This is a genomic window from Streptomyces sp. NPDC102402, assembly GCF_044765765.1.
In the GTDB taxonomy this organism is placed as follows: Bacteria; Actinomycetota; Actinomycetes; order Streptomycetales; family Streptomycetaceae; genus Streptomyces.
In genome coordinates, this window is sequence record NZ_JBIWKR010000007.1 from 225,618 (window position 1) to 244,668 (window position 19,051).

The window sequence follows — 19,051 nt, forward strand, 5'->3', positions numbered from 1 at the left end:
CGATCCCCGGAACCCGCAGAAGTGACCACAGGCCGCTCCGGAGCGCCGGGCCGGGCGGCGGGGGGCCCGGCACCTCCCCCGAGCCCGCACCGGGCCCTGAGGGGCCTCGCCGAGCCAGTAGAGTCACCCGGCAACGGCGGACGCCCGTCCGCCGGAGGCCAGGGAGCGAAGCGTGCTGATCCCACACGACACCCGGATCGCCCTCGAAACGGTGGTCGATCTGGTGAACACCGCACCGGAGGACGACGCGGGCGACGGGCTCGCGGAGCTCTCCGCGCTCTACGACTTCGCGGAGCGCCACCACATCAGCGACGTCGGAACCCTCGACGAGAAGGACCTGCGCGCCGTACAGGACGTCCGGAGCAGGTTCGCCGAGATATTCGCGGCGCCCGACGCCCGCACGGCCGCTGATCTCGTCAACAGCCTGGTGGCCGCCGCCGGGACCACCCCGCAGCTCACCGACCACGACGGCTACGACTGGCACGTCCACTACTTCGCGCCGGGCGCCTCGATCGCGGACCACCTCGCGGCCGACTGCGGCATGGCCCTTGCCTTCATCGTGGTGGCGGGCGAGCAGGAACGGCTGCGGCGCTGCGAGGCACCGGACTGCCGGGACGCCTTCGTCGACCTGTCGCGCAACCGCTCCCGCCGCTACTGCTCGAGCCGCACCTGCGGCAACAGGCTCCATGTCGCCGCCTACCGCGCCCGGCGCCGGGAAGCGGCACGCTGACCTGCCCCGGGCGTGCGGCGCCGCCGCCCCACGGGGGCGGACGGCTCAGCGGGCACCGCGGCCCGGCGTCGCTCACAGGAGGAAGAGATCGTGCAGCGCGGCCATCAGCAGCAGGCCGCCGACCACCGTCAGGAAGATCATCAGCGGCGGCTGGGAAAGCGCGAAGAGGCAGCCACGCGGCTCTTCGGCAGGGGATGCGGGGGCCTCGCCCCGGGATGTGTCCACCATCTCGTTGCGATCATGACGCAGCGCGGCCCCTGCTGATCACCAACAGGGGGTTGCCCAGGGCCGGTTCACCCTCACCGGTACGAAAAGATTCGCTACGGCGTCCGAACACCCCCCGTACGTTCGCCCCCGGAGGCCCGCACCGGGGGCCGCCCGGGGTCCGTACCGCGCGCGCCCCGTTCGCCAGCCGCCGCGCGCCGGGCCCGGGGTTCCGGTCGCGTCTCCGTCAACGCGGTGCGGCGCTGGAGGCGCGTACGACGAGTTCCGGCTGGAGTACCACGCTGCGGTGCCGGTGCTTCCCGCCCTGGTCGTCCGCCTCCTCCAGGAGGAGCTCCGCCGCCATCCTGCCCATCACCACGGCGGGCTGGCGGACCGAGGTGAGGGGGACGGCGGCGGCTGCGGCGAACTCGATGTCGTCGTAGCCGACGATGGCGACGTCCTGCGGAACCCGCACACCGGCGGCGTAGAGCGACTGCAGTACACCGAGAGCCAGGAGGTCGTTGGCGCAGAACACGGCGCTCGGCCGGGGCACGAGACCGAGCAGCCTGGCTCCGGCGTCGCGGCCCGCGGCCACGTCCAGCCGGTCGGAGGGGATCTCGACGAGCGCCTCGGGGCCGAGGCCGGCCTCGGCGAGTGCCGCGAGGGCCCCCTCGCGGCGGTCCCTGATCTGATGGAGATCGCCGGGGCCGCTCACGTAGGCCACGGAGCGGTGGCCCGCCGAGACGAGATGCCCGACGGCGAGCATGCCGCCGCGCACGTCGTCCACGGAGACGGCGCAGCTGTCCGTGGACGATGCCACCCGGTCGACCAGCACGTAGGGGATGCGGTGCCGGGCGAACGCCTCGAGGTTGCCGCCGGTGGCGTCCGCCGGGGTGACCAGCACCCCGCAGACCCGCTGCTCGGCGAAGAGCCCGAGGTACTCGGCCTCCTCCTCCGGGCTCTGACCGCTGTTGCACACCATCACGCCGAGCCCGGCCTCCCGGGCCGCGCGCTCGGCCCCGCGGGCGATGTCGACGAAGAACGGGTTGCCCATGTCCAGCACGAGCAGGGCCATGATGCGGCTGCGGCCCGCCCTGAGCTGCCTGGCGGACTCACTGCGCACGTATCCGAGTTCCTCGATCGCCGCCAGCACACGGGCACGGGTGTCGGGAAGCACCGCCTCGGGACGGTTGATCACGTTGGAGACCGTGCCCACCGAGACTCCGGCCTGCCGGGCCACGTCCTTGATCCCTGCCACACGACCCACTTGTCCTGCCCCACTGATGCGTTCGGCCGCAGCGCGTCGGCGCCGGGTCCCTGGTCAACGGACGGGCGTACGGCGTGGTCCGTCGCGCCGCCGCCCGGAGCGCGCCCCATTGAATTGTTTCAATCCGGTTGGGGACGCTAACCGCATCCACGGGATACCGTCAAGATCGGAGCGGCGCAACCCGAATATACCGAGCCCTGGCGAACACGCGGGCCCGCAGGGCGCCCACGGCGCGGCATGAATCGATTCATGCCGCGCGGACCATCGCGTGGAGCGCGAGGCCGCGGCGCGCGGTCAGATCCCGTGCTTCTTGAGGATCGCCTCGATGTCGCTGAAGTCGTCCCCGGGCGCGGCCGCCCGCTCGGGCTTCTTCGCCGGGTCCCCCTGTGCCCGCGCGCCCGTCGTTCCGGCCCCGGAGGTGAGCGAGGGCGACGAGGCGGCCGGCGCGACGGCATCGCCCCTCTGCGCGGCGCGCGCGGCCTTGCGGTCCTTGCGGGTGGAGCCCCTGCGGCGCTCCACGGCACGCGTGGTCATGAAGAGCAGCCAGGCCAGCGCCAGCAGGCCGAAGCCGAGCCAGACGCTCGGCTTGAAGGCGATGTCCGACACCCACTCCACGACGCCGGCCATCACCAGGCCGACCGGCACCAGGGAGTAGGCGGCGATCCGGGTGGCCGCGAGGAACCGCTTGCGGTACGCGGTGATCGCGGCGATGCCCAAACCGGCCGCCGACACCGCGGAACAGATGGTCTCGGCAAGCATCGGGGCCTCCAGCGATCGGGATACGTCCCTTCCATCCTGCACCGGCCACCCTCGCAGGGGCCACGGTGCGGGACCACATCAGGGACATTTCAGGGCCGCTGTCCTCCCCAGGTCCCCGTTTGGGAGGGCCGGTCCGGCCTGGAAGACTGACCGCATGAGCGATTCCCCCTCCGCCGCGCCGGTCGTCCTCGACCTCTGGTGCGAGCTCGAATGCCCCGACTGCCACCAGGCCCTGTCCGATGTCCGTGCCCTGCGGGCCCGCTACGGCGACCGGCTGGAGATCCGGCTGCGCCATTTCCCGCTGGAGAAGCACAAGCACGCGTACGCGGCTGCGCAGGCCGCCGAGGAGGCCGTGGTCCAGGGCAAGGGGTGGCCGTACATCGAGGCCGTCCTCACCCGCACCGCCGACCTCGCCCGCGCGGGTGAGCCCCTTCTGCTCGAGGTGGCGGGCGAACTGGGGCTGGACGCGGAGGAGTTCGACACCGCCCTCATCGACGGCCGGCACATGCTGATCGTGGACGCCGACCAGGCCGAGGGGAAGGCCATCGGTGTCACCGGGACCCCGACGTATGTGATCGGCGACGAGCGGCTGGACGGCGGGAAGAGCCAGGAAGGGCTGCGCGCGCGCATCGAGGAGATCGCCGACCGCCTGCTCGCCGGCCAGGGCTGACCGCCAGGGGGGCTCCGGCGGCCGGCTACAGCGCCTTGGCCAGGTTGTACTGCGTCACCTCGTAACCGAGCGACTCGTACAGCCGCAGCGCGGGCGTGTTCGAGGCGAAGACGTGCAGGCCGAGCAGGCCGAGGCCGGCGTCGAGCGTGATGCCCTCGGCGAGGTGCATCAGCGCCCGGCCGTAGCCGTGCCCCCGGTACTGCTCGCCCACCTCGACATCGAACACGTACCCGAGCGCGTCGCCGTCCGCCCCCTCGCGCCGGGCCACCCAGACGTAGCCGACGACGGCTCCGTCGTGGACGAGGACGTGGAAGTACATTCCGGGGGTGGCCTGGCCGTCCGGCAGGCTCGTGGCGTGGTCCCTCTCGGTCTTGCGCCGGGCCTGTTCCTCCGGAACGCCGCGCTCCATCCACTCCCGCGTATACGTCTCGGCGCTGGTGGCGGCCCACTCGGCGTACTCCCGCTCCGTCATCGGACGCCCCGTGAGCCCGGACGGCAACGCGGGGGCCGCCCCCCGCAGGGGCTTCAGCATGTTGCGGCTGCGTTCGGTGTAGCCGAGCACGGCCGCGAGGCCCAGGGCGGCGGGGTTGTCCTCGGGGACCACCAGGCTGACCCGTGTACAGCCCCAGCCGCGCAGCACCTCCTCGGCGGCGAGCGCGGCGATGGTCGCCCGGCCGCGCCTGCGGTCCGCCTCCTGGATGACGAGCGAGCGGAGTATGCCGGCCGAGGCGCCGAACGCCGGGTCGGTGGAGAGGGAGACGGCGCCCACGGGCCGCCCGTTGTCACACACGTCGTAGCTGCGCGCCCGTGCGCCGTCGGCGCCCTGCTGGACCGGCCCGGCCGGCCGGATGGTCGTGGTCATCAGGGTGTTCTATCCGCTGGACGGCGGGCCGTCACCCCTTTTACGGATTCCGGCTGCCCGGAGCCGGATCACGGATCACGGATCACGGATCACGGGTCACGGGTCACGGGTCGAGATCGTCCGCGGCGCGCTCTGCGAACACCCGCATCGCCTTCGCCGTCACGGACCCGGGGGCGCCCGGCAGTTCGCGGCCGTCGATCCGGTGGACGGCCTGGATGTCCCGGAGGGTGGAGGTCAGGAAGATCTCCTCGGCCCGCTCGAGCACGTCCAGCGGAAGGTCCGTCTCCTGTGCCCCCGTCCACTCCACGGCCAGGGCACGGGTGATCCCCGCGAGGCACCCGGAGGTGACGGGAGGCGTGTGGATCCGGCCGTCGAGGACGACGAACACGTTGGATCCGGTGCCCTCGCAGAGCTGTCCGACCGTGTTGGGGAAGAGCGCCTCGGAGGCGCCCTGCTCGTGGGCGCGCGCGAGCGCGACGACGTTCTCCGCGTACGAGGTGGTCTTGAGCCCCGTCACCGCGCCGCGTTCGTTGCGCGTCCAGGGGACGGTGACCACGGCGGTGCTGTCGGGGCGGCGCGAGGTCTCTCCCATCGCGACGACCAGGGTCGGGCCCGCGTCACCGCGGTCGGAGCCGAGCGGCGAGAGGCCGCCGGTGTAGGTGATCCGGAGCCGGCCGAGCTCCATGGGGTTGGCCTCGACCACCGCGGCGACCGCTCGGCGGACGTCGTCGTGGTCGGGGTCGGCCAGGCCCAGCCCCCTGGCCGAACGCGTCAGCCGGTCGAGGTGCCTGGTGAGGGCGAAGGCGCGGCCCGTGGAGACCCGCACCGTCTCGAAGACACCGTCCCCCACGGTCAGCCCGTGATCGAGAACGGACAGCCGGGCGTCATCGGCGTCGTGCAGTCCGCCGTTGACCCAAATCCTCATGACGCGGTCCTTCCTGTCTCCTCGTAGGCGCCCGACGCTACAGCGAGCAGCCGGGAGGCCTTGAGCTCGGTCTCCGCCCATTCCCGCGCGGGGTCGGACCCCCACGTGATGCCGGCTCCGGTCCCGAAGCGGAGGAGCGGCGCAGGGCCGGTGCGGTCGATCCAGAAGGTCCGTATGCCGACGGCCAGTTCCGATGTACCCCGGTCGGCGTCCACCCAGCCGACCGCTCCGCAGTACGGTCCGCGGGGCGCCGTCTCCAGGGCTTCGATGATCCGCAGCGCACTGGACTTGGGCGCGCCGGTGACGGACCCGGGCGGGAAGGCCGCGGTGAGCAGCTCCGGCCATCCCACGTGGTCGGCGAGCCGCCCGCGCACGGTGGAGACGAGGTGGACCAGTCCCGGGTGCTTCTCCACGGCGCAGAGATCGGGAACGCTCACGCTGCCGGGCACGCAGACACGCCCCAGGTCGTTGCGGACCAGATCCACGATCATCACGTTCTCGGCGTGGTCCTTCTCCAGCAGGTCGCCCTCGGTGCGCCCGGTGCCCTTGATCGGACCGGACTCGACGGTCCGGCCGTCGCGTGCGAGGAAGAGCTCGGGGGACGCGGTGGCTATCTCCACACCGTGCTCCGGGAGCCGGAGCGTTCCCGCGTACGGGGCCGGGTTGCCCCGGGCGAGCAGGGCCGTGAGGGCGTCCACGTCCGCCTGCGGGCCGGGCAGCGGTGCGGACAGGACCCGGCAGAGGTTGGCCTGGTAGACCTCGCCGGCCGCGATGTGTTCACGGATCCGCCGCACGCCGGCCGTGTAGGCGTGCTCGTCGAGTGACGAGGTCCAGTCCTCGGGAGCCGGCCCCCGCCAGGCCCCGGGCACGGGGAGGGGGACCTCCTCGGACCGGAGGGAATCGAAGCGGGCACAGACCAGAGCACCCTCGAAATCGGCACATACCGCCCAGAAGCCGGATGAATCAAGAGCCGACGGGTCGCTGGTGACGTCCCGCAGACCGGAGGCGACGAGGCCGCCGAAGCGGGCGAGGGGGGTGAGGTCTGGCACGTGACCGAGTCTAGGACGGCACGCGGTGACCTGCGGCGGGCACCGGCGGCGCAGCACGCTGCGCAAACGCGTTTTTGTGCTGGCCCGGGAATCCGCTAGAGTTCAACACGTCGCCGGGAAGCGCAAGCCGACCGGGAAAGACAAGCGGACGTAGCTCAGTTGGTAGAGCGCAACCTTGCCAAGGTTGAGGTCGCCAGTTCGAACCTGGTCGTCCGCTCGCAGAAGGTGGGGAATCTTCCCGAATCCCCACCCCTGGTGGAGTGGCCGAGAGGCGAGGCAACGGCCTGCAAAGCCGTCTACACGGGTTCAAATCCCGTCTCCACCTCCAAGGACGATTAGCTCAGCGGGAGAGCACTTCCCTGACACGGAAGGGGTCACTGGTTCAATCCCAGTATCGTCCACCGGTCCGCAAGGATCCCCGCGCGATTAGCTCAGCGGGAGAGCGCTTCCCTGACACGGAAGAGGTCACTGGTTCAATCCCAGTATCGCGCACGCAGTACACGCAGGGTCACCCTGCGCGATTAGCTCAGCGGGAGAGCGCTTCCCTGACACGGAAGAGGTCACTGGTTCAATCCCAGTATCGCGCACCACCCGGAACCCCCGGTCGTCTCGACGACCGGGGGTTTCGTCGTGCGGTGGGTGGGGCGGGTCAGTCCGTGAAGAGCTGGGTGGCCTTGCGGGCGAGCTCGTACAGTCCGTAGGCGAACGGCACGGCGACCCAGAGCCAGACGAACACCATGAGTGGCTTACGACTGCTGGTGGACACGGGGGCTCCCTTCCGGTGCCTCGTGGAAGCGTGCGTGGACCGGGCGGATGCACTCGTTGGCCACGAAGCCGACGACCAGCAGCCCGATCATGATCGTCAGGGATGTCGTGTAGAGGCTGGGGCCGCTGTGCCCGGCGCGCTCCCCGGCGTCGGCGACCCTGTTGACGATCAGCGGGCCGAGCACCCCGGCGGTGGACCAGGCGGTCAGCAGCCGGCCGTGGATGGCTCCCACCTGGTAGGTGCCGAAGAGGTCACGCAGATAGGCCGGAGCGGTCGCGAAGCCGCCGCCGTAGAAGGACAGGATCACGAGTGCGCAGCAGATGAAGAGCGGCTTCGAGTCGTTTCCCAGCTGCGCGATGACCACGTACATGAGCGCGCCGACGCCGAGGTAGACCCGGTACATGTTCTTGCGGCCGATCAGGTCCGAGGTGGAGGACCACAGGATGCGGCCGCCCATGTTGGCGAGCGAGAGCAGGGCGACGAAGCCGGCCGCCGCGGAGACCGAGACCGGGGCGGAGGTGTCCGCGAAGAAGTCCTGGATCATGGGGACGGCCTTCTCGAGGATGCCGATGCCCGCGGTGACGTTCATGCAGAGGACCACCCAGAGACACCAGAACTGCGGTGTGCGCAGGGCGTTCCGGGCGGAGACCTGGGCATCGGTGACGAGCCTTCGGGTCTCCTGCTTCGGCTGCCATCCGTCGGGCAGCCAGCCGTCCGCCGGCACCCTCACGAGGAAGACACCGAGCGCCATGAAGGCGGCGTAGACGACACCGTGGACGAGGAAGGCGGTGGCGATGCCGGAGCGGTCCGTGCCGAAGCTCTCCAGCATCCCGGTGGACCAGGGCGAGGCGATGAGAGCGCCGCCGCCGAATCCCATGATGGCGATGCCGGTCGCCATGCCGGGGCGGTCGGGGAACCACTTGATGAGCGTGGAGACGGGCGAGATGTAGCCGATGCCCAGGCCTATGCCGCCGATGAAGCCGTAGCCGAGGACCACGAGCCAGTACTGGCCCATGGCGGCGCCGAGCGCGGCGACGAGGAAGCCGGAGGAGAAGCAGACGAGCGAGACGAACATGGCCCAGCGGGGGCCGTTGCGTTCGACGAGCGTGCCGCCGAACGCGGCTGAGAGACCGAGCATGACGATGCCCAGCTGGAACGGGAGAGCACTGGCGGTTCCGGAGAGGTCGAGGGCGGATTCGAGCGGGGGCTTGAACACGCTCCAGGCGTAGGCCTGTCCGATGGAGAGGTGCACGGCGAGCGCGGCGGGCGGCACGAGCCAGCGGCTCCACCCCGGGGGCGCGACAGTTCGGGACCTGTCGAGGAAGTTCATGGACCTGCACTTTAGGCATCAGCCATGGCCATGACTAGATCACGAACGGAAGTCCGTCGACCGTATGCAATGCGGGTCCGGGCCCCCGGCCCGGACCCGTCCTGCGGCGGCACCCGCCTGGAGGCCGGTCAGGAGCTGAACAGCATCCGGCCGAAGCTCTTCTGACGGTGGTGGCCGCCGTAGTGACCGCCCTGGTGCGGTGCGCCCCAGGCCGGAGCCTGTGCGGCGGGGTAGGCCTGCGGGGCGGGCGGCGCCGGCGGGGCCTGCTGGGCCCACTGCGACTCCAGGCGGGTCAGGGACTCCAGCTCGCCGTAGTCGAGGAATATCCCCCTGCAGCCGCTGCACTGTTCGATCTGGACGCCGTTTCGGTTGTACGTGTGCATCTGGGCGTGGCACTTGGGGCACTGGATCATCGGTCGGCTCCTCAGGTCGTGACGACGTCACCGGAATTCATGCCCGGCGGCGATCGCTTCACCCTACGACGCCGCTTCGGACACCAACTCGGGCGGGAGGGACGCAATTCGGGCACATGCGTCGATCATCAGCTGTTCCACCTCATCCGGATCGCGTTCCTCCGCCACGGACTTGGCCAGGGCCAGGGCGGCCGTCTGCACGGTGAGCGCCCGCGCCACGACGTCCAGCTCGGGCCACGGGTCCCCCTCGGCCGGCACGGCCGGACCGCCGGCCGTCCGGTAGGCGCCGAGGAAGCGCAGCCAGACCTCGGGCGTGAGCAGCCCCGCCGCGTACCAGGCGGCTGGGCGGGCGAGATCCCACGCGGGGTCGCCCAGGCCCGTGTCGTCGATGTCGATCAGCAGCCAGGGGCCGTGCGGCGCGGGGTGCCGGACGAGCTGGCCGAGGTGGAGGTCGCCGTGGCAGAGGAAACCGTCGCGGTGCACAGGCGCCGCGCTCTCGCCGCGGGCCCATCCCGGCAGCCCCTGCCACGCGGCCAGCACGGGGGCGACGACCGGATCGCCGGGGCGGGCGGCGCGCATCCGGGCGACGGCACGGGCGGCCTTGACCGGGCCGCGCATCGGCGGGAGCGGATGGGGCGGTGGGGTGCGGTGCAGCCGGGCCAGGAGGACCGCGGTCTCCTCCCAGGGGGCGGCGTCGGGGGCCGAGGGGTCGACGGGTGCCCCGTACGGCCAGAGGCTCACGGTGCGGCCCTCGGCGGCCGGGGGCTGCCCGTCGGCGGCATCGAGCGGCTGGAGCAGGATGCCCGCCAGCAGGGGGGACGCGGCCAGGGACAGCCGTGCCGCCAGGGCTGGTGTCTCGGTGTCGGGGGCGTGGGCCTTGGCGACGACGTGGCCACTGCGCACCACGGTGCCGTCGGGCCGGTCCGCGAGCACCTGGGGCGGGCCGCACGCGCAGGCCGTCGCGCCCGCGTGCGCGCCGTCGTGCGCGAGCTCGCCCAGCGCGCGGACGACAGGGGTGGTGGTCATCGGCTCGGCTCCCGCGGCGGTGATCGGCCGGCCCCGTGGCCGGCCCCGGCCGTGATCGTACGCGGCCGCACCCTGCCTGCCCCGCGGACGGCTGACCACGGCCGTGGCGCGAGGCGAGGGGCCGGATCCGAAACGGGTCCGGACAGCGCGATGTCCGGCCAGCTCCCCAGCTGGCCGGACAAACGCTGTCGTCCGCCGCACCCCCGTCCCCACGGGGCTGTTGGCCGGATGTCCCGGTCCGGACCGCTCTTCCGGACCCGGGGCGCCGCTCAGCGCCCCAGCATCACGCCCACGGACGACGCCTGTGTGACCACTGCGTCCCAGCCGCCGAAGACGACGACCAGCAGGGCCGCCAGAGGAAGGACCATGGCTGTCGCCACCAGTGGGTGACGCGTGCCGGACCGGCGTACGCCGAACGAGGCGTACGCCTTGCGGCCCTGCGCGCGGATCATGGTCCGCGTGGCCGTGTCCGCCATGGTTCCTCTCCTGACCTGTTCCGGAGCGGCGGGCGTCTGGCCTCGGGGGACGAGTTCCGCACCCGCCGCTTGAGTTCAAGACTAGGGAGGCGGAAGCCACCCGGCGTCATGCCCGCGTACCGAATGCCGGGCCTCCCGGAGGATGAGCCGGCCCCCCTCGGTGTACTCCCCTGGGTGGAGAAATGGTGTGGGTCACGGCCCCTGGCACCTAGGGGTGCCCCCGCACGCCCCTGGGAACCCGGCCGGCCTCGCCCGGTGCGCGCGGCTCGGCGGGACCGACGCGGCCCGCTGCCCGCCGGACTCCGGCGGCCCCGTGTGCGGGCCCGGTCAGCGCGTGTCGTCCGCCATGGACAACAACCGGTCGAAGACGGCGGCGTCGGCCCGGACACCGTCGTGGGCGTGGTCCGGGCTGACCCAGGTGCGCAGCCCGCGGACCGCGTCGGCGGTGGCGAGGGACTGCTCGCGGTCGACGTACATGTCGTCCTGGTAGACGGCGGCGACCACGGGGACCTCGTTGGCCGCGAGCCTGTCGGGATCGTAGAGGGCGGGCCATTCCGTGCGCGCGGCGAGGGTTTCCGCCGCCGCCCGCAGCGGGACGAGTGCGGGGTCCTCGTCGAACTGCCAGGGGTAGACCATCTCGCCGGTGAAGCGGACCGGGCCCCCGGCCCCGGCGTCGAAAGCGGGGAACTCCTGCCGGACGCGGTGGGCCGACCAGTCGGTGGGGCGGGAGCCCTGGGCGTATATCGGTTCGTGGAGCGCCGCGTAGAGCGGGCGTTCGGCGAAGGACACCGCGGCGTCCACGCCGCGCAGGAAGGTGTCGGTGAGCTCGGGGCCGCGGACTCCCTGGGCGAACGCGGTCTCCAGGAGGTAGTGCAGTGAGTCGAACTTCGCGGAGGTGCCGAAGGTTATGCCGAGCGTCTGGAAGCGGCGGACGGTGAGCCGCTCGCCGCTCGGCATCCGCACGTCGTGCGCGTCCAGGTGTGCGGCGACGGCGTCGGCGAGCGGCTGGTCCGCCGGATAGCGGGCGAAGTAGCGCTCGTTGTGCGCGAGGGTGCGCGTGTAGGCCGCCCGGTACACGTCGTCGGCATGGCCGGTGAGCGTCGGCAGGCCACCGGTGATGTAGGCCTGGGCGAGTCCTTCGGGCGCGATGCTGAGGTAGGTCAGGGTGGCGAAGCCGCCGAAGCTCTGCCCGAGGACGCTCCAGGGCCTCTCGCCCTGGAAGTGCCCGCGCAGGAGTTCGGCGTCCCGCACGATCGAGTCGGCGCGGAAGTGGCCGAGGAAGTCGGCCGCCGCCCTGTGGTCCGTGCCGAACCGGGCGAGGGTGAGCCGGTCGGCGGGGGTGGAGCGTCCGGTGCCGCGCTGGTCCATGAGGACGACGCGGTGGCCGGCGAGGGCGCGGCGCAGCCAGGCGCCCGAGGCGTTCGGCCGCTCGGCCCGGCCGCCCGGTCCGCCCTGGAGCCAGAGGAGCCGGGGCAGGTTCTCGTGTTCCCGTCCCTCGGCGACGACTTCGCGGGCGAACAGGCTGATGGCCGGGGAGCCGGGGTCGCCGTGGTCGAGCGGCACGTCGATGGTGTGGTCGGTGCAGACCAGGCCACCGTGGCGGTAGGAGACGGGCGGGGGCGTGGACATGAGCGCTCCTTGTCGCGGGGAGGGACGTGGCGGCGGACCCGCCCCCTCGGGAACGGGCCCGGCGCGTGCGCCCCGGCGGGCGGGGCGCACGGACGGCCGGGGCGGCGGACAGGCCCAGGGAGGCCCGCCCGCCGCCGATCGGGCTCAGTAGCCGGCGACGCCCAGGTCGCGGCAGATCTCGACGAGTTCGGGGTGCACGTAGCGCCCGTTCTCCTCTATCGCGACACCGTCCAGGTAGATGGACGGGCCGAGCACGCTGCCGTCGGTGTGGGCGGCGGCGACCCACGGTTCGCCGCCGATCCAGGCGCCCTTCGTACCGATGCCGAGTTCGACGCAGCCGAAGACGCGCTCGTCCTCGACGATGCGGCCCGTGGGGGCGAGGACGCCCGGGTTGAAGCCGAGGGACCAGTGGGCCACGCGGAACATGTTCGGGTCGTCGAAGGACTCCATCCAGCGACGGAAGGTGTCGGCGTCGGCGCCGCCCTCGATCTTGGTGACGACGCCCTTCTCGACGGTGCAGCGGACCGGGGAACGCAGCAGGCCGATCTCGTCCGGCGGCCACAGCGCGCCGTCGAAGACGAGGACGCCGTCCTGGGTCTCCTCCAGCGGGTTCCAGGAGATCTGGCCGGACAGCATGACCGTCTCGCCGGGCTTCTCCGCGGGCTTGCCGCGCAGGTTGATCGGGCGGTCGCCGTTGCGGCCGACCAGGTCGGTGCCGTTGGCGGAGGTGATGCGCACCTCGTCGGCGGCCTCCAGGAGTCCGACGAGTGCCTTGCCGAGGCGGATGACGCCCTGGAAGTCGGGGCGGCCGACGGTGGCCACCAGCATCTGGACGTCCATGGCCGTGAGGTTGGTGTAGCGGCAGCCGTTGGCCATGGCGGTGCGGAAGGCGTCGGAGTGCATCAGGTAGGAGACGGCGAACTCGATCCACACGTCGGCGTCCGCGATCGCGCCGGCGACCGGGCGGGGCGGCTCCATCGAGGCACCGGGCAGCGTCTCGTACCAGACGATGACGGGGTGTGCGCCGGCGGCGGCCACCGCCTGTGCCGTCGCTTCGAGCACCCGGCGGTCGCTGCTCGTGTCCCCGGTGAGGACGACGTGCTCGCCGCGCTTGACGAGCATGACCTCCTCGACGAGCTTGCGTGCGGCCAGGGCCAGTTCGAAGCTGAGGTACTCGGAACGCGGTTCGAGCCTGCTGTACATGTCCACGGTGGGGGTTCTCCTTGCCTTGCGGGTGGTGCGGGGTGGTGCGGGTGGTGGCTAGGGGGGTCAGGTCTTGAGGATCTGGGCGGAGTCGCCGAGCGAGCTGCCCGCGATGACACCGGCGCCGACCAGGTTGAGCTCCTCGTCGGCGGCGGGGCCGCGGAGCCTGCGGTAGACGACGCGGACCACGAGGGCGCCGAGGACCATCCAGCAGGCCTGCGGCGTCAGGATGAGGAGGCCGGTGGCGAGCATGACGCCCATCTGGCGCCGGGTGCCCCCGATCAGCTGGATGGCCGCGCCCGGGACGGCCCAGAGCAGCATGGTCCGCACGGCGTCCGGGTCGCTGAGGCCGGTCTTGATCGTGTCGGCGTAGACCTTGGCCACGGGCGGGATGAGGCCCTGTCCGAAGTAGGAGCGCCAGGCGACGGCGACGACGGCCAGGGCGACGGCGAAGCCGATGAGGGCGGCCAGGAACTGCTGGCGGCGGCCCTCACGCTCGTAGGGGTTCCAGGGGCGGTGGTCGCGGCGGAGCAGCCAGCCGGCCTTCAGGTCGTAGCCCATGTCGGCGAAGGCCGGGCCGGTGGCGGACACGTATCCGATGAGAAGGGCCAGCGGTACGGACGGGATGCCGATGGCGAGCCCGAGGATGAGGAAGATCAGGGTGACGGCGAACGACGGGAACCAGCCGGACTGCATGGCGGCGAGGCCGACGATCAGTTCGTGGACCAGTGCGGCGAAGGCGGCGAACAGCACCCATCCGACGATGCCCAGCGGACTCATGTCACCGATCAGCCCGCCGAGGACGGCGAGCACGACGGCGCCCGCGGTGAAGAGCGCGTAGCCGCGGATCAGGGTGATCCGCAGGCCGCGTTCGTCCACGGTGTACTCGACCGTCGGGTCGGTGACGGCGAGCGTGGCGGCCGACTCCTCGGCCTCCTTCTGCCTCTTGCGGGCGCGGCGGCCCGTCAGGAGGTGGGCGGCCTGCCCGAGGGCGACGACGCCCGCACCGACCATGACGCCGTGCGGGATGAATCCGGCGCCCAGGTCGGTGCCGAAGAGGCCCGGGCTGTACTGGCGCAGCATCAGGCCGATGCCGAACATCATGAGCGCCCAGACGTTGCCCAGGAAGGCCACGCCGGCGGCGGACAGCGGCAGGCTGAAGAGGGTTCCGGCCAGTCCGACCGCGGTGCCGCCGGCGAGGATCAGCGCGCGACGGCCTCCTCGGTCACCGGCCTTGATCGTCTCGGCCGCCGCGGTGCCGGGCGGCCATGCGGCGTCGGCGGGCAGCAGCCGGGAGCCGAACGCGCGGTAGAGCACCCAGGCGTCCACGACGAGGCCGATGAAGGATCCGGCGAGCATCGGCCAGACCAGGTCCTGGCGGCCGAAGACATACGGGATGGCCACGGAGGTCAGCAGGGCGTTCGCCGAGGCGAAGGTCGCCGCCGAGATGGCGCTCTGGGCGAGGTTCTGGCGTTGCACCGACCTCATCCGGCGCAGGAACCCGAGCGGGATGCGGCCGATGAGCATGGCGACGAGCGCCCCGACGACCGAGGTGTTCGCGGAGATGCCCAGCTTGGAGACCAGGTCGATGCCGATCACGGCGCCGACCGCGGCGAGTACCACCAGGATGACCAGGAGCACGGGTTCGAAGACGCGGGGGTGGGGCCCGTGGTCTGTCCGGTCGGACCGGGATCCTGACGGCGGCGGTACGTGGTGCGGGGCGGAGGCTTGGTGCGCCACGGGGCACCCCCTTCGGTGAGCGGGACTGGGGAGGCGCTCTCTCCTGTCGGCGCGCGGGCAGGACTGGGCGCACCGGCGGCACGGGGTGCCGCGGGATCGAGCGGTATGCGGTGAGGCCGGCTTCAGCCGCCGAGCGCCGCGGAGATCTCCGCGGCTCCGGCGCGTACCAGCGGGACGAGGGTGTCGACGGCGCGGTCCACACGGTGGGAGGGACCGATGACGGTGAGGGAGGCCGCGACGGCTCCGCCCTGGAGGACCGGGGCGGAGACGGCGGTGACTGCCTCGTCGTACTCGCCGTAACTGACGCAGTGTCCGTCGGCGCGGACCTGGGCGTAGCAGGTGAGCAGCGCGTCCAGGCCGGTGATGGTGCGGTCGTTGAACCGGGCCAGTCCGGCGGGGCCGAACATCTGCCGGATCTCGCGTTCGGGGTGGTACGCGAAGATCGTGTGGCCGGACGCTCCCGCGTGACCGGGCATGACCGCGCCGATGATGGCGGTGTAGCGGACGGGTCCCGTTCCGTCGACGGCCGCGGCGCAGCGGTAGCTGGAGCCGTGGGGCACGTTCAGCACGATGCTCTCGCCCGTCTCGCGCAGCAGCCGGGCGAGTATCGGCCGGGCGAGCGAGGGCAGGACACCGCTGTGTTCGCCGACCCGGGCGAGCCGGGACAGGGCTGGACCGGGGCGGTAGCGGCGGCTGACGTCGTCGCAGACCAGGAACGCGCGGGCGGTCAGGGTGGTGAGGAGTCGCTGGACCACCGCCTTGTCCCAGCCGTGGTGGCGTGCGAGCTCGCTGACGCCCCACTCGGGGCGCTGTTCGGTGAAGGTGAGGAGCAGGGCCAGGGCCCGGTCCACGGTCTGCAGGACGCCGGGAGCCTGGGGTGCGGCTGCGACCGGGGTGGTGTCGGCGCCGTGGTCCGCCATGGCCGGCCTCCTTCGTGCGGGTGGTGCGTGTGCCTCCCGGTGACCGGGAGCTGTCGGTGCGGAAATCGCAACGACGTTGCGTTTTCCGGCGACAGAATGCGGGTGCGCGGACCAGGTGTCAAGGGTGAACCGGAGATCTCACCCCGGCGGCGACGGCGGCGACGGCGGCGCCCGAGGGCGTCGCGCCGCGCGACTCCGCCGCCGGGCGGCGGCGGAGTGGCGCGGCGGGCGGGCCCGGAGTGACGGCGGCCCCGCCCGGAGAGGGCCTGCCCCTGGACCGGAGCACCGCGGAGTCGCACGGCCGGGAGCCGTGAGTCGCGAGCCGGAGTCGCGAGCCGTGAGCCGGGAGCCGTGAGCCGTGAGCCGTGAGCCGTGAGCGTCAGGCTCCCGGGCGGTCAGGAATCGAGGTCGGCCGCGAGGGTGCGCTCGGAGGCGTCCTCCCGGGGGACCGGCTGTTCGACCAGGGCTAGCACCCTGGTCGCCATGAACCGGGCGGTACGGACAACTGATCCACTTCGGGTGACTTCACTCACTTCCACCACACCCCTGCGGACCGCTGTCTCCACCCTCCGGCCTGCCCTGGAGGCCACCACTTCGTACGTCCTCGTCGTGTCACCCGCGTCCACGACTATTTCCACACGATCGCCCTTCATTGATCCAATCCCCCTTCTGCGACGGTCCTTTGAGATCTCGCACGGGCCACAGAGCCTGGATCCCCGGCTCCCTGACCACTCCTCAATTCTCCCACCGGACACTGACAATCGATGGGCGGGCGAGGGCGCGGCCTCTGAGCGCGCCGCGCCACGGGTACGTAAGCTGTGCCTCGTCAGGCGGACCGGCAGCGGGGATGGGCAGACGATGGCGATGATGCGGCTCCGGCGCGAGGACCCGCGTGTCGTCGGCTCGTTCAGACTTCACCGGCGGCTCGGCGCGGGTGGGATGGGCGTCGTCTACCTGGGTTCCGACCGCCGGGGCCAGCGGGTGGCGCTCAAGGTGATCCGGCCGGATCTGGCGGAGGACCAGGAGTTCCGCTCGCGCTTCGCGCGCGAGGTGTCCGCCGCCCGGAGGATCCGCGGCGGCTGTACGGCCCGGCTGGTCGCCGCCGATCTGGAGGCGGACCGCCCGTGGTTCGCGACGCAGTACGTGCCGGGCCCCTCGCTGCACGACAAGGTCGTCGAGGAGGGTCCGCTGCCGGCCGCCGAGGTGGCGTCGATCGGGGCTGCGCTGTCGGAGGGCCTGGTGGCGGTGCACGAGGCCGGTGTCGTCCACCGTGACCTCAAGCCGTCCAACATCCTTCTCTCCCCCAAGGGCCCCCGGATCATCGACTTCGGTATCGCCTGGGCGACCGGGGCCAGCACCCTCACCCATGTCGGGACGGCCGTCGGTTCGCCCGGCTTCCTGGCGCCCGAGCAGGTGCGCGGTGCCGCGGTGACACCCGCGACGGACGTCTTCTCGCTCGGTGCCACCCTGGCCTACGCGGCGATGGCGGATTCGCCCTTCGGGCACGGCAGCTCCGAGGTGATGCTCTATCGCGTGGTCCACGAGGAACCGCACCTGTTCGACGTGCACGACGCGCTGGCCCCGCTCGTCCGGGCCTGTCTCGCGAAGGACCCGGAGGAGCGGCCCAGCACACTGCAGCTCTCCATGCGGCTGAAGGAGATCGCCGCGCGCGAGGCGCAGGGTCTGCAGGAGCGCCGCCCGCCCGCCCAGCGGAGCGCGCAGGAGCTGGACCGGCCGACCGGCCGGCTCGAGGGCCCCTACACCGAGCAGTCCACCCGCCGCTCGGCCGGAGGACCCGCCCAGGCTTCGCGCGCACCGGCCCGGCGCCCCGCGTCCCCGCGCCCCGCGGCCCCCCGTACCGGCGGCTCGCAGGCCCGGGGCACCCGTGGCGGACCGCGCCAGGGGCAGCAGCAGGCGCAGGGGCCGAAGAGCACGAACGGCAGGCAGGCCACACGGCCGGGCGTGCGGACGACCTCGGCGGGGAAGAGCGGGAAGCGGCGGCCTGCCAATCCGCGACTGCTGCGTCAGCGCCTCGTCGTCTTCGTCGTGGTGACGCTGCTGGTGGCCCTGGGGATCGCGGCCGCTCAGGGCTGTCAGGGCCCCGCACGGGGACAGGGAGCCCCGACCTCACCGACGTACGACGGAGCCGGCTCCTCTCCGGCGCGGACGGACGGGGCCTGAGGGCCCGTCGCCCGTCCCGTGGATCAGGCGGGATCGATCCGGGTCGCGTAGAAGGCGACGGCGGAGGCCGCCGCGACGTTGAGCGAGTCCACTCCTGCGTCCATCGGGATACGGACGTGGGCGTCGGCCCCGGCGAGCGCTCCGGGGGTGAGGCCGTCGCCCTCCGTGCCGAAGACGAGCGCCAGCTTCTCGTACCGCCGTGCGACGAGTTCGTCCAGGGTGATCGACCGGTCGCTGAGGCAGAGGGCCGCCGTGGTGAAGCCTGCCTCACGCAGCAGAGCGAGGTCCTGGGGCCACGACGTCAGGCGGGTCCACGGGACGTGGAAGACGGATCCCATCGAGACCTTGACCGCCCGCCGGTAGAGCGGGTCCGCGCAGCGCGGTGTGAGCAGGACGGCCTCGACGCCGAGCGCGGCGGCGTTGCGGAAGGCCGCGCCGAGGTTGGCGTGGTCGACGATGTCCTCGAAGACGGCGATCCGCCGCACGCTCCCCTGCTCCGGGGCCAGCAACGTGGCCACGTCGGGGAGCGGCCTGCGCTGCATGGAGGCGAGGGCCCCCCGGTGCACGTGGTAACCGGTGACGCGCTCGGCGAGAGCCGGAGTCACCACGTAGACCGGCGCTGCGGCCTCGTCGATGACGTCGCCCATGACGTCGATCCACTTGGCGGAGAGCAGCATGGACCGCATGGCGTACCCGGCGTTCCCCGCGCGCCGGATCACCTTCTCGCCCTCGGCGATGAAGAGGCCCTCGGCGGGCTCCCGGCGGCGCCGGAGTTCGACGTCGGTCAGTCCGGTGTAGTCGCCCAGGCGAGGGTCGTCCGGGTCGTCGACGGTGATGAGTTCAGCCACGGGATGCTACTGCCTTGTCGGATGGGTGGGGGCTCGGCGGACGGACGTGGACG

General features: G+C 72.4%; 19 protein-coding genes and 5 tRNA genes. 8 read left to right on the forward strand and 16 right to left on the reverse strand.

All coding sequences use genetic code 11. The features are described from left to right. Positions 1 to 172: 172 nt before the first annotated feature. Positions 173 to 730: a CGNR zinc finger domain-containing protein gene (locus ACIRJR_RS21960; RefSeq protein WP_403783355.1), complete on the forward strand. Its 558-nt coding sequence runs from the start codon at positions 173 to 175 to the stop codon at positions 728 to 730. 72 nt (positions 731 to 802) lie between these two features. Here the strand turns inward: ACIRJR_RS21960 and ACIRJR_RS21965 are convergent, their stop codons facing one another. From ACIRJR_RS21965 to ACIRJR_RS21975, 3 genes are all read right to left on the reverse strand, one after another. Beyond that, on the reverse strand, positions 803 to 958 hold the full coding sequence (locus ACIRJR_RS21965) for a hypothetical protein (RefSeq protein ID WP_365526622.1): 156 nt from the start codon (positions 956 to 958) through the stop codon (positions 803 to 805). Between the two features lie 223 nt (positions 959 to 1,181). After that, on the reverse strand, positions 1,182 to 2,201 hold the full coding sequence (locus ACIRJR_RS21970) for a LacI family DNA-binding transcriptional regulator (RefSeq protein ID WP_403783357.1): 1,020 nt from the start codon (positions 2,199 to 2,201) through the stop codon (positions 1,182 to 1,184). A 294-nt stretch (positions 2,202 to 2,495) separates the two neighbouring features. Continuing rightward, positions 2,496 to 2,960 (reverse strand): hypothetical protein, encoded by a 465-nt coding sequence (locus ACIRJR_RS21975; RefSeq protein ID WP_403783359.1) that lies wholly within the window; start codon positions 2,958 to 2,960, stop codon positions 2,496 to 2,498. Positions 2,961 to 3,114: 154 nt separating this feature from the next. On the opposite strand from ACIRJR_RS21975, the gene ACIRJR_RS21980 reads away from it, so the two are divergent. Beyond that, a complete protein-coding gene (locus ACIRJR_RS21980) occupies positions 3,115 to 3,630 on the forward strand; it encodes a DsbA family protein (RefSeq protein ID WP_403783361.1) in 516 nt (171 codons plus the stop codon). Between the two features lie 25 nt (positions 3,631 to 3,655). Here ACIRJR_RS21980 and ACIRJR_RS21985 read toward each other — a convergent pair whose 3' ends face one another. From ACIRJR_RS21985 to ACIRJR_RS21995, 3 genes are all read right to left on the reverse strand, one after another. After that, complete coding sequence (locus ACIRJR_RS21985; RefSeq protein WP_403783363.1) at positions 3,656 to 4,492, reverse strand: GNAT family N-acetyltransferase; 837 nt, start codon at positions 4,490 to 4,492, stop codon at positions 3,656 to 3,658. A 103-nt stretch (positions 4,493 to 4,595) separates the two neighbouring features. Beyond that, positions 4,596 to 5,417 carry an aminotransferase class IV gene (locus ACIRJR_RS21990; RefSeq protein ID WP_403783365.1) on the reverse strand — a complete coding sequence of 274 codons (822 nt, stop codon included), beginning with the start codon at positions 5,415 to 5,417 and terminating at the stop codon, positions 4,596 to 4,598. Next, positions 5,414 to 6,466: a chorismate-binding protein gene (locus ACIRJR_RS21995; protein WP_403783367.1), complete on the reverse strand. Its 1,053-nt coding sequence runs from the start codon at positions 6,464 to 6,466 to the stop codon at positions 5,414 to 5,416. Before ACIRJR_RS21995 ends, ACIRJR_RS21990 begins: the two co-directional genes overlap by 4 nt. 144 nt (positions 6,467 to 6,610) lie before the next feature. Here ACIRJR_RS21995 and ACIRJR_RS22000 point away from each other — a divergent pair. The 5 genes from ACIRJR_RS22000 to ACIRJR_RS22020 all read left to right on the forward strand — a co-directional run bounded on the left by ACIRJR_RS22000 (position 6,611) and on the right by ACIRJR_RS22020 (position 7,056). Further along, positions 6,611 to 6,683, forward strand: a tRNA-Gly gene (locus tag ACIRJR_RS22000). Positions 6,684 to 6,720: 37 nt separating this feature from the next. Further along, positions 6,721 to 6,794, forward strand: a tRNA-Cys gene (locus ACIRJR_RS22005). Between the two features lies 1 nt (position 6,795). After that, positions 6,796 to 6,867 (forward strand) — tRNA-Val (locus ACIRJR_RS22010). Positions 6,868 to 6,886: 19 nt separating this feature from the next. Next, positions 6,887 to 6,958 (forward strand) — tRNA-Val (locus ACIRJR_RS22015). Between the two features lie 23 nt (positions 6,959 to 6,981). Continuing rightward, positions 6,982 to 7,056, forward strand: a tRNA-Val gene (locus tag ACIRJR_RS22020). Between the two features lie 156 nt (positions 7,057 to 7,212). Here the strand turns inward: ACIRJR_RS22020 and ACIRJR_RS22025 are convergent. From ACIRJR_RS22025 to ACIRJR_RS22065, 9 genes are all read right to left on the reverse strand, one after another. Beyond that, a complete protein-coding gene (locus ACIRJR_RS22025) occupies positions 7,213 to 8,562 on the reverse strand; it encodes an OFA family MFS transporter (protein ID WP_403783369.1) in 1,350 nt (449 codons plus the stop codon). Positions 8,563 to 8,690: 128 nt separating this feature from the next. After that, positions 8,691 to 8,975 carry a zf-TFIIB domain-containing protein gene (locus ACIRJR_RS22030; protein ID WP_307127990.1) on the reverse strand — a complete coding sequence of 95 codons (285 nt, stop codon included), beginning with the start codon at positions 8,973 to 8,975 and terminating at the stop codon, positions 8,691 to 8,693. Positions 8,976 to 9,038: 63 nt separating this feature from the next. Then, positions 9,039 to 10,001: a phosphotransferase family protein gene (locus tag ACIRJR_RS22035; protein WP_403783371.1), complete on the reverse strand. Its 963-nt coding sequence runs from the start codon at positions 9,999 to 10,001 to the stop codon at positions 9,039 to 9,041. A gap of 269 nt (positions 10,002 to 10,270) precedes the next feature. Then, positions 10,271 to 10,477, reverse strand: coding sequence for a hypothetical protein (locus ACIRJR_RS22040; RefSeq protein WP_403783373.1), 207 nt, complete (start codon positions 10,475 to 10,477; stop codon positions 10,271 to 10,273). Between the two features lie 327 nt (positions 10,478 to 10,804). After that, on the reverse strand, positions 10,805 to 12,106 hold the full coding sequence (locus tag ACIRJR_RS22045; protein WP_403783375.1) for an alpha/beta fold hydrolase: 1,302 nt from the start codon (positions 12,104 to 12,106) through the stop codon (positions 10,805 to 10,807). Between the two features lie 144 nt (positions 12,107 to 12,250). After that, the gene (locus ACIRJR_RS22050; protein WP_403783652.1) at positions 12,251 to 13,309 is read right to left on the reverse strand and encodes a hypothetical protein; all 1,059 of its coding nucleotides are present in this window, start codon (positions 13,307 to 13,309) and stop codon (positions 12,251 to 12,253) included. 66 nt (positions 13,310 to 13,375) lie between these two features. Beyond that, complete coding sequence (locus tag ACIRJR_RS22055) at positions 13,376 to 14,950, reverse strand: OPT/YSL family transporter (RefSeq protein WP_403783654.1); 1,575 nt, start codon at positions 14,948 to 14,950, stop codon at positions 13,376 to 13,378. Positions 14,951 to 15,171: 221 nt separating this feature from the next. Next, positions 15,172 to 15,969, reverse strand: coding sequence for an IclR family transcriptional regulator (locus tag ACIRJR_RS22060; RefSeq protein ID WP_403783377.1), 798 nt, complete (start codon positions 15,967 to 15,969; stop codon positions 15,172 to 15,174). 395 nt (positions 15,970 to 16,364) lie between these two features. Continuing rightward, positions 16,365 to 16,622 (reverse strand): hypothetical protein, encoded by a 258-nt coding sequence (locus ACIRJR_RS22065; RefSeq protein ID WP_403783379.1) that lies wholly within the window; start codon positions 16,620 to 16,622, stop codon positions 16,365 to 16,367. A 205-nt stretch (positions 16,623 to 16,827) separates the two neighbouring features. Between ACIRJR_RS22065 and ACIRJR_RS22070 the strand changes: the two genes are divergently transcribed. Further along, positions 16,828 to 18,150 (forward strand): protein kinase, encoded by a 1,323-nt coding sequence (locus tag ACIRJR_RS22070; protein WP_403783381.1) that lies wholly within the window; start codon positions 16,828 to 16,830, stop codon positions 18,148 to 18,150. A 23-nt stretch (positions 18,151 to 18,173) separates the two neighbouring features. Here the strand turns inward: ACIRJR_RS22070 and ACIRJR_RS22075 are convergent, their stop codons facing one another. Then, on the reverse strand, positions 18,174 to 18,998 hold the full coding sequence (locus tag ACIRJR_RS22075; RefSeq protein ID WP_403783383.1) for a TrmH family RNA methyltransferase: 825 nt from the start codon (positions 18,996 to 18,998) through the stop codon (positions 18,174 to 18,176). Positions 18,999 to 19,051 lie beyond the last annotated feature (53 nt).

Excerpts from the sequence above, each read along its gene's own strand:
- ACIRJR_RS21965 (WP_365526622.1), bottom strand. The coding sequence starts at position 958 with ATGGTGGACACATCCCGGGGCGAGGCCCCCGCATCCCCTGCCGAAGAG.
- ACIRJR_RS21975 (WP_403783359.1), bottom strand. The coding sequence starts at position 2,960 with ATGCTTGCCGAGACCATCTGTTCCGCGGTGTCGGCGGCCGGTTTGGGC.
- ACIRJR_RS21980 (WP_403783361.1), top strand. The coding sequence starts at position 3,115 with ATGAGCGATTCCCCCTCCGCCGCGCCGGTCGTCCTCGACCTCTGGTGC.
- ACIRJR_RS21985 (WP_403783363.1), bottom strand. The coding sequence starts at position 4,492 with ATGACCACGACCATCCGGCCGGCCGGGCCGGTCCAGCAGGGCGCCGAC.
- ACIRJR_RS21990 (WP_403783365.1), bottom strand. The coding sequence starts at position 5,417 with ATGAGGATTTGGGTCAACGGCGGACTGCACGACGCCGATGACGCCCGG.
- ACIRJR_RS22025 (WP_403783369.1), bottom strand. The coding sequence starts at position 8,562 with ATGAACTTCCTCGACAGGTCCCGAACTGTCGCGCCCCCGGGGTGGAGC.
- ACIRJR_RS22030 (WP_307127990.1), bottom strand. The coding sequence starts at position 8,975 with ATGATCCAGTGCCCCAAGTGCCACGCCCAGATGCACACGTACAACCGA.
- ACIRJR_RS22035 (WP_403783371.1), bottom strand. The coding sequence starts at position 10,001 with ATGACCACCACCCCTGTCGTCCGCGCGCTGGGCGAGCTCGCGCACGAC.
- ACIRJR_RS22040 (WP_403783373.1), bottom strand. The coding sequence starts at position 10,477 with ATGGCGGACACGGCCACGCGGACCATGATCCGCGCGCAGGGCCGCAAG.
- ACIRJR_RS22045 (WP_403783375.1), bottom strand. The coding sequence starts at position 12,106 with ATGTCCACGCCCCCGCCCGTCTCCTACCGCCACGGTGGCCTGGTCTGC.
- ACIRJR_RS22050 (WP_403783652.1), bottom strand. The coding sequence starts at position 13,309 with ATGTACAGCAGGCTCGAACCGCGTTCCGAGTACCTCAGCTTCGAACTG.
- ACIRJR_RS22060 (WP_403783377.1), bottom strand. The coding sequence starts at position 15,969 with ATGGCGGACCACGGCGCCGACACCACCCCGGTCGCAGCCGCACCCCAG.
- ACIRJR_RS22065 (WP_403783379.1), bottom strand. The coding sequence starts at position 16,622 with ATGAAGGGCGATCGTGTGGAAATAGTCGTGGACGCGGGTGACACGACG.
- ACIRJR_RS22070 (WP_403783381.1), top strand. The coding sequence starts at position 16,828 with ATGGCGATGATGCGGCTCCGGCGCGAGGACCCGCGTGTCGTCGGCTCG.